Raw genomic sequence first — 15,375 nt, 5'->3', positions numbered from 1 at the left:
ATTAGTAAACGCCTTTCATAGCACGTTTAACGATAGGTGAAATAATTAAAAGGATAACACCAATCGCTACTGCGAATGCACCTGAGTACATGAAATAATCGCTTTGATTTATCTTTGTATAAACGACTACAAGTTGTGCATTTATACCTTGAGCCGTCGCGTTACTTAACATCCATAAAGCCATCATTCGAGCCGTAAAGCTTAATGGAGCTAATTTAGTAGTAGTAGATAGACCTACTGGTGAAATACATAGTTCCCCAATTGTAATTAGTAAAAAGCTTAATACTAACCACAGTGGATTAATTAATGCTGCGCCTGTAGCTAATGGAATAATCATTACTAGATATGACAAACCGGCAATGATTGTACCGTAAGCGAACTTATGTACAGTAGGTGGGTTACGCTTACCTAATTTTACCCATAGCGTAGCGAAAATAGGTGCTAGAACTACGATAAATATAGGATTAAGTGATTGGGCCCATGACGCCGGTATAGAGAAATCTATTAATCCATTTGTTAAAGCGGACATTTCTAGTTGTGTTTTTTTATCTGCAAAGTTCGCTAATACTGTAGAACCTTGTTCCTGAATCATCCAAAATGCTACTGAAGCTATGTACAGTGGTATATAACTAAGTACACGAGATTTTTCATCTTTAGTAACATCTTTACTTGCTATCATATTTATAATAATACCAATAGGTAATACGATACCTATAATAGTAACAAGTAGACTGAAGTTTTCTAACGTTAGTGCATTGTTCAATTTAAGAACTAATAAATAGATAAGGAATAAAACAACCACTATACCCGTTAATAAACTAAGACGTTTAATTTCAGGTTTTGTTAACGGATTAGGTACGTTTAATCCTGCTAGGCCTAACGTACCTTTACGTCTGATGATGAATACTACTAAACCACAGAACATACCGATAGCTGCAACTAAAAATCCAGCGTGGAATCCTACTCGAGTTTGTAAAAATCCAGTGATTAAAGGTGCTAATAAACCACCTAAGTTAATCCCCATGTAAAATATTGTAAATGCAGAGTCTGTACGAACATCATTACGATCGTACAACTCGCCGACAGTTGTTGATATATTAGGTTTTAATAAACCAGTTCCTGCAATAATGAATAATAAAGCGACCATTACAAGTGTTAAATTATTTGGTAATGATAGCAAAATATGACCTATCATTATTAGAACGCCACCATAGAATAGGGCATGTTGTGTACCTGTAATTCGGTCAGCAATCCATCCTCCTATGGCACCAGACATGTAAATGAGTGTTCCGTATAGCGCAACGATTTGTAGTGCTACGGCTTCATCTAAACCAAATCCGCCTTTTGCGACGCTATAGTATAAATAATAAATCAGTATTGCTTTCATTCCGTAGTAACTGAATCTCTCCCAAAATTCAGTAAAGAATAAAGTACTTAGTCCTTTCGGATGTCCGAAAAATCCTGTTCTTGGTGTACTTTCCATGATTTCTTCATGTGTATAACTAATTTTCCTCATTTGTTCACTCCCCTTAAATAGTTGAACTAATTTTATACTGTTTTTATATAAAAAACAAGTGTATTTTTTGTGGGTACATATTAATGATTTCTTTTATTAAATTTGTACGAAAATAAAAACTCCATAATAAACTAAGTTTATTACGGAGAATGCTTATTAGCGATTATCTATTTTTTCTGGATATAAATCATGGTTCATTAAGCGATGTTCTGCCATTTGTTCATATTTACTATTAGGTCTGCCATAATTTGTGTAAGGGTCTATCGAAATACCTCCACGAGGAGTGAATTTTCCCCAAACTTCTATATAATGTGGATCCATCAAGTCAATTAAGTCATTCATAATAATATTCATACAATCTTCATGGAAGTCACCATGATTTCTAAAGCTAAATAAGTATAGCTTTAAAGACTTAGACTCTACCATTTTTATATTAGGTATATATGAGATATAAATGGTAGCGAAATCAGGTTGTCCTGTGATAGGACATAAAGATGTGAACTCAGGACAGTTGAATTTCACGAAATAGTCTCGACCTTGATGCTTGTTATCGAATGATTCTAATACTTCAGGGGTATAATCAAAGTCATATTTGTTATTTTGATTACCTAAAAGTGTTATATCTTGTAATTCTTCATTATTTCGGCCTTGTGCCAATTTGATTACCTCCTTTAAAATTATTTACTTACGTTGATTTTCTTTAACGGCAGCAATATTTTGTCGTCGTGCTTTTTCGAACATGTAGTAACTCGCACCAATAATTATAATATAACCTAAGACGGCATATACATCTGGAGATTCTCCAAAGATAATTAAACCGAAAAATGCTGTAAAAATAATAGATGCATAAGTGAAGATTGAAATATCTTTTGCCGGTGCGTAACTATATGCCAATGTAATACCTATTTGTCCGACGGCAGCAGATAAGCCAGCGCCTATTAAATAAAGCAATTGTAACCAAGTCATAGGTTCATACGTAAAGAGTGTAAAAGGTATAAGTACTACTACTGAGAATAATGAGAAGTAGAATACAATCGTATAAGGTGCTTCACGCGTACTTAAAGCACGTACACATGTATAAGCACTAGCGGCAAAAATACCTGATAATAGACCGCCGACTCCCGGAATCATAGCAGATGAAAATTCTGGTTTGACTACGAAAAGCATGCCGCCAATAGCAACGATCATTGCGATAATTTGATAATTTCGTACTTTCTCATTTAAGAAAATAAGACTAAGCAAAATCGTCCAAAATGGATTTAATTTCATTAATGTGTCGGCATCGCTTAGTACCATATGATCGATTGCATAGATGTTTAAAAGCACACCGATGAGACCAAGTGTCGAACGAGAAATTAACAACGGTTGACTACTTAATTTACCGAATAGAGGTTGCTTGTATTTAATTATGAAATATAAAGGTATAAATAATGATACTAAATTTCTGGCAAGTGACTTTTGGAAAACAGGAAGATCTCCGGCTAATCTAAAAAATACAGACATAAAACTGAAGCCAATTGCAGAAATTAATATAGCAATGATACCTTTCACTTTTGGATTCACTGTATATCGCCTCATTCTTAAAATTTTAACGTATTTATATTAGCACAGTTAATCTTAAAATGTACACATGCGCTTGCAATAAATATAAAAGTATACTATCATATTTATACGAACAAATGTTCTCTTTAGCGATACTAATTTACAAAGCTATTTAGTAATAAATTTATTTAATAAAAATTGAAGAATAAAGCGAGGGGCTTAAAGCTATGTGCGCCAACGAGTTGCGATTTTTCAGGAAAAATCAACTAAAAGCCCTTAAAATTTTAGAAAAAAATTTTTTTCGTTTTGTAACGTTGAAATGGTGCCATTTATGCTGTTTAGTAAGAAATTTGTCACTTCTTGAGCCTTTAAAAGTAATTGTTTGTTATGTATAATTAAACACATAATATAGTACTGGTTAAAAAACAGCACTACTATATGTTGTGTTTTAAAACAGTATTAATAATTGTAAAAATACAAAATTACAAACTAATTATTATGAAAATTTAATGGAAACATGACAAATTAAGGTTTTTAAAGACCTTAATTGTTCCATATATAGACAGTTTTTAATTAATTACACTATATATTGTGTTTACCATATTAGTTTTGTGTTTGAAAAACGTTAGTGTGAATTAACGTTTTATTTTTAAATGTTCAATGTTGATTTAGAAAGAAGGTGTACCAATGAAAGTCGTATTCTTTTCATTTTCGGGTAATGTCAGAAGATTTATCAACAAAGCAGAATTAACAAACACGATGGAAATTACACAAACGAATTGTTCAGAACGTATTGATGAACCTTTCATTTTGGTCACTGGAACAATAGGGTTTGGCGAGGTTCCTCAACCAGTACAGTCATTTTTAGACACAAACGGTGACTTATTAAAAGCCGTGGCCGCAAGCGGAAATCGTAATTGGGGCCAAAATTTTGCCAAAGCCGGACGTAGTATAGCTGAAAGCTATCAAGTACCATTATTAATAAAGTTTGAAGTACAAGGTACATCCAATGATGTAGAACAATTTAAGGATAAGGTGGGGCAATTCTATGAAGACTATAGACGAGAAGAAATACAATCATATTGAATTAAATAATGAAGTTACTAAACGTAAAGAGAATGGCTTTTTCAATTTAGAGAAAGATCAAGAAGCTTTAGCAGTATATTTAGAAGAAATTCAAGATAAAACAATTTACTTTGATACTGAACTTGAACGTCTTCATTATTTAGTAGATAATGATTTTTATTTTGATGTATTTGAAAAATATTCAGAAGCAGAACTAGAAGAAGTGACAGAATATGCACGTAGCTTCGATTTCAAATTTGCTAGTTACATGTCTGCAAGTAAATTTTTCAAAGATTATGCATTGAAAACAAACGATAAACAACAATATCTAGAAGACTACAACCAACACGTAGCAATCGTATCTTTATATTTAGCAAATGGTGACAAAAAGACTGCAAAACAATTTATCTCAGCAATGATAGAACAACGTTACCAACCTGCAACACCTACATTTTTAAATGCTGGACGTGCGCGTCGTGGTGAACTTGTTTCTTGTTTCCTACTTGAAGTAGACGATAGCTTGAATTCTATTAACTTTATCGATGCTACAGCTAAACAATTAAGTAAAATTGGTGGCGGCGTTGCAATTAACTTATCTAAATTACGTGCACGTGGAGAAGCAATTAAAGGCATCAAAGGTGTAGCAAAAGGTGTGCTACCAGTTGCTAAATCACTAGAAGGTGGTTTTAGTTATGCAGATCAACTTGGACAACGTCCAGGTGCGGGTGCAGTATACTTAAATATTTTCCATTACGACGTAGAAGAATTTTTAGATACTAAAAAAGTAAATGCTGATGAGGACTTGAGACTATCTACTATTTCAACTGGCTTAATCGTACCTGCTAAATTCTTTGAATTAGCTAAAGAAGGTAAAGACTTCCATATGTTCGCACCACATACGATATACAATGAATACGGTGTTACATTAGATGATATCGATTTAGATGCTTATTATGATGAGCTTGTAGCTAATCCTAATGTAGATAAAAAGAAAAAAGATGCACGTGAAATGTTAAATACAATTGCTCAAACACAATTGCAATCAGGTTATCCTTATTTAATGTTTAAAGACAATGCGAATAAAGTCCACGCTAACTCTAATATTGGCCAAATTAAAATGAGTAACTTATGTACTGAAATTTTCCAACTACAAGAAACTTCTATAATTAACGACTATGGTACAGAAGATGAAATTAAGCGTGACATTTCATGTAATTTAGGCTCATTAAACATTGTTAATGTGATGGAATCTGGTAAATTTAGAGATTCAGTACACACAGGTATGGATGCATTAACGGTTGTAAGTGATGAAGCAGATATTAAAAATGCGCCAGGAGTTAGAAAAGCTAACAGTGAATTACATTCAGTTGGTCTTGGTGTTATGAACTTACATGGTTATTTAGCGAAAAATAAAATTAATTACGAATCAGAAGAAGCAAAAGATTTTGCCAATACATTCTTTATGATTATGAACTATTATTCTCTTGAACGTTCAATGGAAATAGCTAAAGAACGTGGTGAAGTATACAAAGACTTCGATAAATCAGATTATGCTAATGGAAAATATTTTGAATTCTATACTTCTCAATCATTTGAACCAAAATATGATAAAGTTAGTAGATTATTTGACGGTTTAGAAATACCAACACCAGAAGATTGGAAAGCTTTACAAGAAAAAGTCGAAACACATGGTTTATTCCATGCTTATCGTCTAGCGATTGCACCAACACAAAGTATTTCTTACGTACAAAATGCGACAAGTTCTGTAATGCCAATCGTTGATCAAATTGAACGTCGTACTTACGGTAATGCTGAAACATTTTACCCTATGCCTTTCTTATCACCAGAAACAATGTGGTATTACAAATCAGCATTCAATACTGATCAAATGAAGCTTATTGATTTAGTTTCTACAATACAAACTCACGTAGACCAAGGTATTTCTACTATTTTATATGTAAATTCTGAGATTTCTACACGTGAACTTTCTAGATTATATGTATATGCACACCATAAAGGTCTTAAGTCACTATATTATACGCGTAATAAATTATTAAGCGTTGAAGAGTGTACAAGCTGTGCAATTTAACTAAGCATTAAGAAACGACAAAAAGCAATGGTGCAGGGATTAGATCATATACTAATCTCTGCATATCATTGTTCATTTTAAAAATAGATTGGAGCATTAAACTTATGAAAGCAGTCAATTGGAATACGCAAGAAGATATGACGAATATGTTTTGGCGCCAAAACATCTCGCAAATGTGGGTTGAAACTGAATTTAAAGTATCAAAAGATATCGCAAGTTGGAAAACATTAACAGATGCTGAAAAAGACGCTTTTAAAAAGGCTCTAGCTGGTTTGACTGGATTGGATACACATCAAGCTGATGATGGTATGCCACTAATTATGTTACATACGACTGATTTACGTAAGAAAGCCGTTTATTCATTTATGGCAATGATGGAACAAATTCATGCTAAAAGTTATTCACATATATTTACGACGTTATTACCGTCTAGTGAAACTAACTATTTACTAGATAAATGGGTTATTGAAGAACCACATTTAAAATTTAAATCAGATAAAATTATTGCGAACTATCACAAGTTATGGGGTAAAGAGGCCTCTATTTTCGATCAATATATGGCACGTGTTTCAAGTGTCTTCTTAGAAACATTCTTATTCTATTCAGGATTCTATTATCCACTATATTTAGCTGGACAAGGACGCATGACAACTTCTGGCGAAATCATTCGTAAAATTTTATTAGATGAATCTATCCATGGTGTATTCACTGGTATGGATGCTCAAAGTTTACGCAATGAGTTATCAGAAAGTGAAAAACAACAAGCAGATCAAGAAATGTATAAATTGCTAGATGAATTATATAAAAATGAAGTGTCCTATACACATGGACTTTACGATGAAATTGGTATTGCAGAAGATGTATTAAACTATGTAAGATACAATGGTAATAAAGCATTATCAAACTTAGGTTTCGAACCATATTTTGAAGAACGCGAATTTAACCCAATTATTGAAAACGCGTTAGATACTTCAACAAAAAACCATGATTTCTTCTCAGTTAAAGGCGATGGCTATACTTTAGCGTTAAACGTTGAAGCATTAAAAGATGAAGATTTTATCTTTGAAGACTAAATAAAATAATAAATAACTATAAAAAATAGCTATGAAGAAATCTATCGTCATAGATTTCTTTATAGCTAATCTTAGTATGTTTTAGTTAAGCAAAAAAGGTTAGGTCCTCCATTTAAGGAAGCCTAACCTTTTTATATTTAAATTACAAAATAAAGATGATAGTGAAACTTACAACGATTGTTAAAATGCGCGTTACAATTTGGGCATGTTTCTGTCATCATATATTCATTAATTGTAAGTTCATGTTTACAAACGCCACATAGTATCGCTTTTTGGTCAAACTCAGAGGACTCCCAGCGCACTATTTGATGTGATTCATGTTCGTTATGACATTTATAACAAGGATAATATTTATCGCAACATTTAAATTTAATAGCGATAACATCTAATGGTGTTTGATAGTGTGTACATCTTGTTTCATCGTCTACTGTAGAACCATATACTTTAACCATACAATGTCTCCTATTAATCTATTGGATGTTCACCAATTATTCTAACTTCAGGATTAAGTTCGATATCGAAGTTAGCTTTGACTGTTTGTTGAACATAATGAATAAGATTTTCGTAATCAGTTGCAGTTCCGTTATCTACATTAACCATAAAGCCGGCATGTTTTGTAGAAACTTCAACACCACCGATGCGATAACCTTGTAAATCGGAATCTTGAATTAATTTTCCTGCAAAGTGACCTGGTGGTCTTTGGAAAACACTGCCGCAAGAAGGGTATTCTAATGGTTGTTTAGATTCACGACGTTCTGTTAAATCATCCATCTTACTTTGGATTTCCGTTTTGTCGCCAGGTGTAAGCGAGAATGAAGCCTCAAGTACGACTAAGTTTTGTTTTTGTACAATACTATTACGATAGTCTAATTCTAGTTCATTAGTTGTTAGCGTAATAAGATCGCCTTGTTCATTAACGCACAATGCGTAATCGATACAATCTTTTACTTCTCCACCATAAGCGCCAGCATTCATAAATACAGCGCCTCCGATTGAGCCAGGTATACCACATGCAAATTCTAAGCCTGTAAGTGAATTATCTCTTGCTTTACGTGAAACATCAATTATAGCAGCACCACTACCAGTAATAATGACATTGTCTGACACTTCAATATGATCTAATGATAATAAACTAATAACGATGCCTCTAATTCCGCCTTCTCGAATAATAATATTAGAACCGTTGCCTAAATATGTAACAGGTATGTCATTTTTATATGCGAAACGTAGTATTGCTTGTACATGTTCGTTAGAAGTTGGAGTTAAATAATAATCCGCTTTACCTCCAGTTTCTGTGTAAGTGTAGCGTTTAAGCGGCTCGTCAACTTTAATAATACTTTCAGGAACAAGCGCTTCTAGTTCTTTTAAGATAGAATCTTTATGCACTACTAGAACATCCTTTCTGAATGAATTCATTTATTTATTATAGCAACTATTAACTAAATATGCTAAATTGTAAGGCATTATTTTTAGTAATAATTAAATAGTTAGACTTAATTGTAAAAGTTAAAATTATTTTTTAGGTATTTGTTTATATAAAGTAGAGAAGACTTGTTGTTTTTGATTTTCATATGCACGTATTGTTTCTACATTATTTAAAATTTCTTGTTTACGTTGTGCAAATGACATTGCTACATTTTGGTCATTAGATAGGTAATCATGCACCGTTAAATATTGTTCGAATAAATCGCTATCTTGTTGTAATATATGTAAGCGAACAACTTGTTTTAACTCAATTAAATTATTGAATTTTGCCATAATGACTTTCTTTTTATATGAATGATGTAAACGGTAAAAACCTTCATAATTTAAACGTTTTTCATCTAAAGCCGTAATATCATGCAAGTTATTTACGCCAACTAAAATATCTAAAACAGGTTCAGTTGGATAACTAAAATGGCTAGTACCACCTATATGATATGTAGATTTAACTGGTGAATCTAATAAATTAAATAACACAGCTTGAATCTCTTTATATTGTCGTTTAAAATCTGGATTGTTAGATGCAGTTATAAGTGGTTGAACTTTGCTATACATAAGTAATCATAGCTCCTTTATATGCTGTTAAGGAATTAGTAAATTCTGAAATAATATATCACATATCATTTTCAAGTTAAATATGTTTATGTATAATACGAGTAATAAGGAGTGCGAAGATGAAAAAAATCATAAGTTTAATCTTATTTGTCTGTCTCATTTTTATACTAACTGCCTGTGGTAATAAGCATGATGCTGATTTTAAAGACTTTCAATCGTCATTAAACGATTCGAAAAGTAAAGAACATGAAGTAAAAAAGACACTTAATAAAATACATATCGAAAAATTAGACTCATTAAGAAAGACTGATACTACAGATAAAAACAAAAAAGAAATTAATGATATACAAAACGAAATTAATAGTGATTTAGTACCTAAAATAAAAGCGTATGAAAAGTCTGCAAATGATCTTAAAGCAAAGACGAGTGAATTAAAAGGATTAAAGAAAACGTATAAAAAAGATGTAAAGAAACAAGTTTATGAGTTGAATGAACTTAAAAGGTTTGTGGATTTATGTAATCAATCTATTAAGGCTAACGAAGATATATTAGATTACACTAAATTATTTGAAAAAAATAGATCCATCGTAGAAAATAATATGAAAACAGCCGAAAAATCGGGTAATAGTAGCGATGTAGCAACGATTACCAAAAAAATAGAAGACAATAATAAGGAATTAAAACAAACAGCAGAAAAGAGTACGCAGACTTCAAATCCAAAAGAAATAAAAGCGTCAATTAACAATGACATTATGCCACTGATTAATAAACAAATTAAAGATTTGAATCAAACGAATATTAGTGATGAACACGTTAATGCAGCGCGCAAACACACGATAGAAATGTATTATAGTTTACAAAATTACTATGAAACGAGAGAAGAGACTTTAGATATTGGTCAAAAATTATCGACAATTGATTACAAACATTTACCTAAAGAAGGTAAAGATTTAGATAAATATCAAGATGATTTCGATAAAGAATTCAAAAAAATAAAGTCTAAATACAATTAAATAACTTTTAAATAGGTGGTTAACAACAAAAAGTTATTTGTGTATAATGGAAAGCATTGATATGAAAATATCTTATAACTTACACACTGTTATTTAGTAATAGTGCGTTAAATCTTTTTAGAGGTGAATAGAATGGCTATAAAGCTGAGTTCGATTGACCAGTTTGAACAAGTCGTCAATGAAAATAAATATGTTTTTGTGTTTAAGCATAGTGAAACATGCCCAATATCAGCAAACGCATATGATCAATTCAATAAATTTTTATATGAAAGAGACATGGATGGATACTATTTAGTAGTCCAACAAGAGCGTAAATTATCTGATTACATTGAAGAACAAACACAAGTTAAACATGAATCACCACAAGCGTTTTATTTCGTAGATGGAAAAGCAATATGGAACGCTAGTCATGAACAAATTAATGTTTCATCATTAGCTAAAGCAGAAGAATAAAAATCACATAATAATTAAAATTTGCTTGTTATGCCTTACTAAATAATTTAAAGGCTAACAAGCTTTTTCTTTTGATGTGAAATATTTTGATACTACATGTATAATATAACAATGAACAAATCAATATAGATAACTGTTAAATTAATGTAAATAACAACCAATAACTTAGTGGATCAATAGTTGTTTAACGAGTTAGAAGAAAAAATAATAAAAGTGCAACTATGTTAAATATGAGGTGACAAAAATGAAAGTATTAGTAGCTATGGATGAATTTAACGGAATAATTTCTAGTTATCAAGCCAATAGATATGTGGAAGAGGCAATTGCTAATAAAATACCAAAAGCTGATATCGTGCAAGTGCCATTGTTTAATGGACGCCATGAATTAATGGATTCGGTATTTTTATGGCAATCAGGGACGAAATATAGAGTGACGGCACACGATGCAGACATGAATGAAGTAGAGGCAGTTTATGGCATTACAGATAACAATATGACGGTTATTGAAGGGAATTTATTCCTCAAAGGCCATAAACCTACACGTGAACGTTCAAGTTATGGCATGGGGGAAGTGATTGCTAATGCTTTAGATAACCAATCAGAACATATCATTATCTCATTAGGTGGTATTGATAGTTTTGATGGTGGTGCTGGTATGTTACAAGCATTAGGCGTTAAATTTTATGATGACGAGGCAGTAGAAGTCGATACGCGTCAAGGTACACATATTTTAAAACAAATACGTAGTGTTGATTTTTCTAATATACATCCGCGCTTAAAAGACGTAAATTTCCAATTAATGTCAGATTTTGATAGTAAATTATATGGCAAGAAAAGTGAAATTATGCAGATTTATGAAGCGAAGCATATGAGTCGTGAAGAAGCAGTTGAGATTGATAATTTAATTTGGTATTTCAGTGAAATTTTAAAAGGTGAGTTACATAGTGCTATTGGTTTAGTAGAACGTGGTGGCGCTGGTGGCGGTATCGCTTCTCTTTTAAGTCATTTGTATCAGGCTGAAATATTAACGAGTCATGAACTTGTAGATCAACTTACGCATTTAGAATCATTAATTGAACAAGCGGACTTAATTATTTTTGGTGAAGGTGTGAATGAAGATGACCAGTTGTTAGAGACAACAACAATTCGTATTGCTGAATTAGCGACGAAACATCAAAAGCCTGCTATAGCTGTTTGTGCAACGAGTGATAAATTTGATCAGTTTGAAACGATGGGTGTTACGGCAATGTTTAATACCTTTATCGAAATGCCAGAAAGTTACACTGATTTTAAAATGGGTATTCAAATCAGACATTATACGATACAAGCTTTGAAATTATTACAGACTCCATTTAATGTTGAATAAATGATATTATATAAATACACAAAACCTTTAAATGATATTAGATACGATATTATTTAAAGGTTTTTTTAATACTGTAGTTTCAATTTCTTTAATCGTTTGACGCATTGACTAAATACCGAATAATCATTAGATTAATAGTATTTTAACTTAAATAACAGGGCAATTGAGGGTCGTCCATTATATAAACAGTATTTGTCTTCGCCAAGATGATATACAAAATTCGAATCGAGCATTTTATCAACTTTACGTAGTAAATGTGCTTTTGGAACTAATTCAGAAATTGATATTATTTCATATTGATTTCTTTTATCCATAGACTTGTTTAACAACATCATCACTACCAATGTATTAATACACTTATTATCATATAATAAATTTACATTGGGCAGTATTTATGCGCTGACTCCGGAGGGAACAGTAAGAGTTAAAGACCTTAGAAATTCTCACAGATTGATCTGTGTAGAATTTCTGGCTGAAACTGTATCTTGGGAAAGTATGCGCATAAAAAACTGTCGACAAAGTCGTAGACTTTGTCGACAGTCTGCGTCAAACACGATAGCGTTTGACGTTTCTTTTATATTGAATCATTTAATTTAATGATTATTGTTCATCGTAGTAATTAACTACTTCCTCAGCAATATTTACAATGACAGACACTGCTTGTTCCATAACATCGATAGAAGCATATTCGAATGGACCATGGAAGTTAGCACAACCAGTAAAAATGTTTGGTGTAGGTAGTCCCTTGTAAGATAATTGTGAACCATCTGTACCGCCACGAATAGGTTCAGTGTTAGGTTCGATATTTAATTTTGCAAACACTCTTTTTGGAATATCGATAACGTGCGGATTAGGTTCGATTTTTTCGCCCATATTATAATATTGATCATTGATTGAAACTTGTACTGGGTCATCTTCATAATGCGCATTAATATTATCTGCAATTTCTAGCATTTGTTTTTTACGTAATTCAAATTGTTGGCGATCGTGATCACGAATAATGTATTGGAGTGTAGCTTTTTCTACATCGCCATTAAATTGCATTAAATGGTAAAATCCTTCATAGCCTTCAGTTCTTTCTGGAACTTCATTTTGTGGTAACAAAGCATTAAATTGATTGCCAAGTAAGATGGCATTAATCATAGCGTTTTTTGCTGAACCAGGGTGTACATTGACGCCGTTTGTTGTTACAACTGCCGAAGCGGCATTGAAACTTTCGTATTGTAATTCACCTAATTCACTACCATCCATTGTATAAGCAAAATCCGCATTGAATTTTTCAACATCGAACTTATGTGGTCCGCGCCCAATTTCTTCATCAGGGGTAAATCCAACGCGAATACGGCCGTGTTTTACTTCAGGGTGTGTAATTAAATATTTTAATGCTTCCATAATTTCTACAACACCAGCTTTATCATCAGCGCCTAATAACGATGTACCATCAGTAACCATTAATGTGTGTCCTTCAACTTTACGCATAGCAGGGAACGTGTCTTGGCTTAATATGCGATTTGTATGACCTAGTTTAATCGGTTGACCGTCATAATCTTCGATAATCTGAGGATTTACGTTAGTTGCGTTAAAGTCCGGTGACGTATCGACGTGAGCTAAAAATCCAACTGTAGGTAAATCATAAGAAACATTACTTTCTAACGTTGCAAATAGATAACCATTGTCGTCTAATTCTGTAGTTAGGCCGAAATCTTGTAATTCTTGCTCCAATAAATGTAATAAATCCCATTGTTTGTCAGTTGATGGCGTATTTTCTGATTCTGGATTAGATTGAGTGTCAATTTGGACGTATCGTTTTAATCTTTCTATTATTTCTGATTTCATTTTTTGCACCCCTTAAGCTCTGTTATTGATATCATAAGATTTTTTATATGTTTTGCCCTTCATTTTACCATAATATTGCTTGATTCGCGTATATATGTAATACATTATTTCTGCACATAATATACCGAAGGCGATGGCACCAGAAATAAGGGTTACTTCTAGAAAAGTATTTACGGCATGTGTATAGTTATTTGAAACAAGCAATCTTGTTGCCTCATAAGCTAAACCACCAGGCACGAGCGGGATAAGTCCAGGTACGATAAATATAATTACCGGTCGTTTATAACGACGGCTCATCGTATGACTCATGACGCCTAATATTAAACTTCCTAAAAAAGCTGCCATTACTTTACCGAGGTCTGCATCAAGTGTGAATTTATATATAATCCAACCCATAGCGCCAACAAAACCACATGCCAATAATAGGCGACGAGGCGCATTAAAGATAATGGAGAAGAGCGTCGTGGCTATGAAACTAATAACAAATTGACTTAAATAATATAACAAAACCATGATTCATTCCTCCTTAAAATATCAATAATACGATGGCTACGCCTGCACCTATGGCAAAAGCAGTAAGCGCCGCTTCAACACCACGCGACATACCAGCTAATAATTCACCAGCTAATAAATCACGAATCGCGTTGGTAATTAAAATACCGGGAACTAAAGGCATAACACCGGCAATGGTTATCGTATCTTGGTTTAAAGCTAATCCCAATTTTGTACATATGGCACCAAATGTAATGACGACTGCGGCACTAATAAATTCTGAGAAGAATTTAATTTGAATAAATTTTTGCACAAAGCCAAAAGTTAAAAAGGCTAGTGCACCGGCGATAGCTGCAAATATAAAGTCATGTGCGACACCACCGAACATAAATAAGAAAAAGCCACAAGCAATCATTGCTGCAAAAAATTGTGTGTAAAATGAATATTGTAAAGATGAACGATGTAATTCAATAAGTTCATTTTTAGCTTCATCAATTGTTATTTCATTATTTGATATTTTACGCGATAAACTATTTGTTAGCGCAATTTTCTCTAAATCTGTAGTTCGTTCTCTTATACGAATTAATCTTGTGTTTGTACGATTATTCAACGAAAAAATAATAGCAGTAGAAGTTACAAAGCTATATGTATCTTCAAGGCCATAACTTGCGGCCATACGATTCATTGTATCTTCGACGCGATAAGTTTCAGCACCGCTTTCAAGTAGTATTCTACCTGCAATAAGCACTAGGTCAATCACTTTATTTTCATCAATAATGGTGATTGATTCGGACATTGATGCCACCTCCAACTTGGATAATAGAACAATTGAAAGTTTACAACCTCTTTACCCAACTTTCAATAGTCAGCAACAAGGTTCTAATCTTAATTAG

The 15,375-nt window shown here is 32.6% G+C and carries 15 protein-coding genes; 6 read left to right on the top strand and 9 right to left on the bottom strand.

Annotation, left to right across the window (positions count from 1 at the left end):
* Nucleotide 1 precedes the first annotated feature (1 nt).
* From C7J89_RS11850 to C7J89_RS11840, 3 genes are all read right to left on the bottom strand, one after another.
* The gene (locus tag C7J89_RS11850) at nucleotides 2-1,516 is read right to left on the bottom strand and encodes a peptide MFS transporter (protein WP_061855259.1); all 1,515 of its coding nucleotides are present in this window, start codon (nucleotides 1,514-1,516) and stop codon (nucleotides 2-4) included.
* 156 nt (nucleotides 1,517-1,672) lie between these two features.
* Entirely contained in the window at nucleotides 1,673-2,173 is a 501-nt protein-coding gene (gene queF / locus C7J89_RS11845; protein ID WP_048792563.1) for a preQ(1) synthase, read from the bottom strand.
* A 24-nt stretch (nucleotides 2,174-2,197) separates the two neighbouring features.
* Complete coding sequence (locus C7J89_RS11840) at nucleotides 2,198-3,079, bottom strand: DMT family transporter (protein ID WP_061855257.1); 882 nt, start codon at nucleotides 3,077-3,079, stop codon at nucleotides 2,198-2,200.
* Between the two features lie 666 nt (nucleotides 3,080-3,745).
* Here C7J89_RS11840 and nrdI point away from each other — a divergent pair.
* The 3 genes from nrdI to nrdF all read left to right on the top strand — a co-directional run bounded on the left by nrdI (nucleotide 3,746) and on the right by nrdF (nucleotide 7,285).
* Complete coding sequence (gene nrdI, locus C7J89_RS11835) at nucleotides 3,746-4,144, top strand: class Ib ribonucleoside-diphosphate reductase assembly flavoprotein NrdI (protein ID WP_061855256.1); 399 nt, start codon at nucleotides 3,746-3,748, stop codon at nucleotides 4,142-4,144.
* Nucleotides 4,107-6,212, top strand: a complete 2,106-nt coding sequence (gene nrdE, locus C7J89_RS11830; RefSeq protein WP_103295402.1) for a class 1b ribonucleoside-diphosphate reductase subunit alpha — start codon at nucleotides 4,107-4,109, stop codon at nucleotides 6,210-6,212. The genes nrdI and nrdE overlap by 38 nt, the downstream gene beginning before the upstream one ends.
* A gap of 104 nt (nucleotides 6,213-6,316) precedes the next feature.
* Nucleotides 6,317-7,285 carry a class 1b ribonucleoside-diphosphate reductase subunit beta gene (gene nrdF, locus C7J89_RS11825; RefSeq protein WP_103295401.1) on the top strand — a complete coding sequence of 323 codons (969 nt, stop codon included), beginning with the start codon at nucleotides 6,317-6,319 and terminating at the stop codon, nucleotides 7,283-7,285.
* A gap of 137 nt (nucleotides 7,286-7,422) precedes the next feature.
* On the opposite strand, the gene C7J89_RS11820 is transcribed toward nrdF, so the two are convergent.
* The 3 genes from C7J89_RS11820 to C7J89_RS11810 form a co-directional block, all read right to left on the bottom strand.
* On the bottom strand, nucleotides 7,423-7,737 hold the full coding sequence (locus C7J89_RS11820) for a CHY zinc finger protein (protein WP_061855253.1): 315 nt from the start codon (nucleotides 7,735-7,737) through the stop codon (nucleotides 7,423-7,425).
* Between the two features lie 13 nt (nucleotides 7,738-7,750).
* Nucleotides 7,751-8,701: a UDP-N-acetylmuramate dehydrogenase gene (gene murB, locus C7J89_RS11815; protein ID WP_103295400.1), complete on the bottom strand. Its 951-nt coding sequence runs from the start codon at nucleotides 8,699-8,701 to the stop codon at nucleotides 7,751-7,753.
* A 96-nt stretch (nucleotides 8,702-8,797) separates the two neighbouring features.
* Nucleotides 8,798-9,322, bottom strand: a complete 525-nt coding sequence (locus tag C7J89_RS11810) for a GrpB family protein (protein WP_103295399.1) — start codon at nucleotides 9,320-9,322, stop codon at nucleotides 8,798-8,800.
* Nucleotides 9,323-9,441: 119 nt separating this feature from the next.
* Between C7J89_RS11810 and C7J89_RS11805 the strand changes: the two genes are divergently transcribed.
* From C7J89_RS11805 to C7J89_RS11795, 3 genes are all read left to right on the top strand, one after another.
* Nucleotides 9,442-10,335, top strand: a complete 894-nt coding sequence (locus tag C7J89_RS11805) for an EMYY motif lipoprotein (protein WP_103295398.1) — start codon at nucleotides 9,442-9,444, stop codon at nucleotides 10,333-10,335.
* Nucleotides 10,336-10,467: 132 nt separating this feature from the next.
* Entirely contained in the window at nucleotides 10,468-10,788 is a 321-nt protein-coding gene (ytxJ, locus tag C7J89_RS11800) for a bacillithiol system redox-active protein YtxJ (RefSeq protein ID WP_061855249.1), read from the top strand.
* 244 nt (nucleotides 10,789-11,032) lie between these two features.
* The gene (locus C7J89_RS11795) at nucleotides 11,033-12,154 is read left to right on the top strand and encodes a glycerate kinase (RefSeq protein ID WP_103295397.1); all 1,122 of its coding nucleotides are present in this window, start codon (nucleotides 11,033-11,035) and stop codon (nucleotides 12,152-12,154) included.
* Nucleotides 12,155-12,754: 600 nt separating this feature from the next.
* Here C7J89_RS11795 and pepT read toward each other — a convergent pair.
* Genes pepT through C7J89_RS11775 form a run of 3 tightly spaced genes read right to left on the bottom strand, consistent with a single transcriptional unit; the run spans nucleotide 12,755 to nucleotide 15,278 of the window.
* Nucleotides 12,755-13,990: a peptidase T gene (gene pepT / locus C7J89_RS11785; RefSeq protein WP_103295395.1), complete on the bottom strand. Its 1,236-nt coding sequence runs from the start codon at nucleotides 13,988-13,990 to the stop codon at nucleotides 12,755-12,757.
* A gap of 12 nt (nucleotides 13,991-14,002) precedes the next feature.
* Nucleotides 14,003-14,497 carry a threonine/serine exporter family protein gene (locus tag C7J89_RS11780; protein ID WP_103295403.1) on the bottom strand — a complete coding sequence of 165 codons (495 nt, stop codon included), beginning with the start codon at nucleotides 14,495-14,497 and terminating at the stop codon, nucleotides 14,003-14,005.
* A gap of 19 nt (nucleotides 14,498-14,516) precedes the next feature.
* The gene (locus C7J89_RS11775) at nucleotides 14,517-15,278 is read right to left on the bottom strand and encodes a threonine/serine exporter family protein (protein ID WP_103295394.1); all 762 of its coding nucleotides are present in this window, start codon (nucleotides 15,276-15,278) and stop codon (nucleotides 14,517-14,519) included.
* Nucleotides 15,279-15,375: the final 97 nt, after the last annotated feature.

It is taken from the genome of Staphylococcus kloosii, from assembly GCF_003019255.1.
In the GTDB taxonomy this organism is placed as follows: Bacteria; Bacillota; Bacilli; order Staphylococcales; family Staphylococcaceae; genus Staphylococcus; species Staphylococcus kloosii.
This window is presented reverse-complemented; position numbering and strand designations above follow the sequence as displayed.

What these genes read in the sequence shown, in the direction of transcription:
- C7J89_RS11850 (WP_061855259.1), bottom strand. Translation starts at nt 1,516, where the DNA reads ATGAGGAAAATTAGTTATACACATGAAGAAATCATGGAAAGTACACCA.
- nrdI (WP_061855256.1), top strand. Translation starts at nt 3,746, where the DNA reads ATGAAAGTCGTATTCTTTTCATTTTCGGGTAATGTCAGAAGATTTATC.
- nrdE (WP_103295402.1), top strand. Translation starts at nt 4,107, where the DNA reads ATGAAGACTATAGACGAGAAGAAATACAATCATATTGAATTAAATAAT.
- nrdF (WP_103295401.1), top strand. Translation starts at nt 6,317, where the DNA reads ATGAAAGCAGTCAATTGGAATACGCAAGAAGATATGACGAATATGTTT.
- C7J89_RS11820 (WP_061855253.1), bottom strand. Translation starts at nt 7,737, where the DNA reads ATGGTTAAAGTATATGGTTCTACAGTAGACGATGAAACAAGATGTACA.
- murB (WP_103295400.1), bottom strand. Translation starts at nt 8,701, where the DNA reads ATGAATTCATTCAGAAAGGATGTTCTAGTAGTGCATAAAGATTCTATC.
- C7J89_RS11810 (WP_103295399.1), bottom strand. Translation starts at nt 9,322, where the DNA reads ATGTATAGCAAAGTTCAACCACTTATAACTGCATCTAACAATCCAGAT.
- C7J89_RS11805 (WP_103295398.1), top strand. Translation starts at nt 9,442, where the DNA reads ATGAAAAAAATCATAAGTTTAATCTTATTTGTCTGTCTCATTTTTATA.
- ytxJ (WP_061855249.1), top strand. Translation starts at nt 10,468, where the DNA reads ATGGCTATAAAGCTGAGTTCGATTGACCAGTTTGAACAAGTCGTCAAT.
- C7J89_RS11795 (WP_103295397.1), top strand. Translation starts at nt 11,033, where the DNA reads ATGAAAGTATTAGTAGCTATGGATGAATTTAACGGAATAATTTCTAGT.
- pepT (WP_103295395.1), bottom strand. Translation starts at nt 13,990, where the DNA reads ATGAAATCAGAAATAATAGAAAGATTAAAACGATACGTCCAAATTGAC.
- C7J89_RS11775 (WP_103295394.1), bottom strand. Translation starts at nt 15,278, where the DNA reads ATGTCCGAATCAATCACCATTATTGATGAAAATAAAGTGATTGACCTA.